Source organism: Citrobacter sp. wls716, assembly GCF_005280975.1.
GTDB classification, from domain to species: Bacteria; Pseudomonadota; Gammaproteobacteria; order Enterobacterales; family Enterobacteriaceae; genus Citrobacter; species Citrobacter youngae.
Window position 1 is genome coordinate 1 of sequence record NZ_SZWX01000058.1, and the last position, 1,261, is coordinate 1,261.

Here is a 1,261-nt window from a genome sequence, read left to right on the forward strand (position 1 = left end):
AGGTGACTGCGTACCTTTTGTATAATGGGTCAGCGACTTATATTCTGTAGCAAGGTTAACCGAATAGGGGAGCCGAAGGGAAACCGAGTCTTAACTGGGCGTTAAGTTGCAGGGTATAGACCCGAAACCCGGTGATCTAGCCATGGGCAGGTTGAAGGTTGGGTAACACTAACTGGAGGACCGAACCGACTAATGTTGAAAAATTAGCGGATGACTTGTGGCTGGGGGTGAAAGGCCAATCAAACCGGGAGATAGCTGGTTCTCCCCGAAAGCTATTTAGGTAGCGCCTCGTGAACTCATCTTCGGGGGTAGAGCACTGTTTCGGCTAGGGGGTCATCCCGACTTACCAACCCGATGCAAACTGCGAATACCGAAGAATGTTATCACGGGAGACACACGGCGGGTGCTAACGTCCGTCGTGAAGAGGGAAACAACCCAGACCGCCAGCTAAGGTCCCAAAGTCACAGTTAAGTGGGAAACGATGTGGGAAGGCACAGACAGCCAGGATGTTGGCTTAGAAGCAGCCATCATTTAAAGAAAGCGTAATAGCTCACTGGTCGAGTCGGCCTGCGCGGAAGATGTAACGGGGCTAAACTGTGCACCGAAGCTGCGGCAGCGACACTATGTGTTGTTGGGTAGGGGAGCGTTCTGTAAGCCGTTGAAGGTGTGTCGTGAGGCATGCTGGAGGTATCAGAAGTGCGAATGCTGACATAAGTAACGATAATGCGGGTGAAAAACCCGCACGCCGGAAGACCAAGGGTTCCTGTCCAACGTTAATCGGGGCAGGGTGAGTCGACCCCTAAGGCGAGGCCGAAAGGCGTAGTCGATGGGAAACAGGTTAATATTCCTGTACTTGGTGTTACTGCGAAGGGGGGACGGAGAAGGCTATGTTAGCCGGGCGACGGTTGTCCCGGTTTAAGCATGTAGGCGGAGGTTCCAGGTAAATCCGGTACCTTTTTAACGCTGAGGTGTGATGACGAGGCACTACGGTGCTGAAGTAACAAATGCCCTGCTTCCAGGAAAAGCCTCTAAGCATCAGGTAACACGAAATCGTACCCCAAACCGACACAGGTGGTCAGGTAGAGAATACCAAGGCGCTTGAGAGAACTCGGGTGAAGGAACTAGGCAAAATGGTGCCGTAACTTCGGGAGAAGGCACGCTGATATGTAGGTGAAGCGGTTTACCCGTGGAGCTGAAATCAGTCGAAGATACCAGCTGGTGATTTACTCATGGAGCTGAAATCAGTCGAAGATACCAGCTG

1 rRNA gene is annotated in these 1,261 nt (G+C 52.2%); it reads left to right on the plus strand.

Features of this window, described 5'->3' with window-relative positions:
* Positions 1-1,261, plus strand: a 23S ribosomal RNA gene (locus tag FDX24_RS23370); the annotation flags it as partial.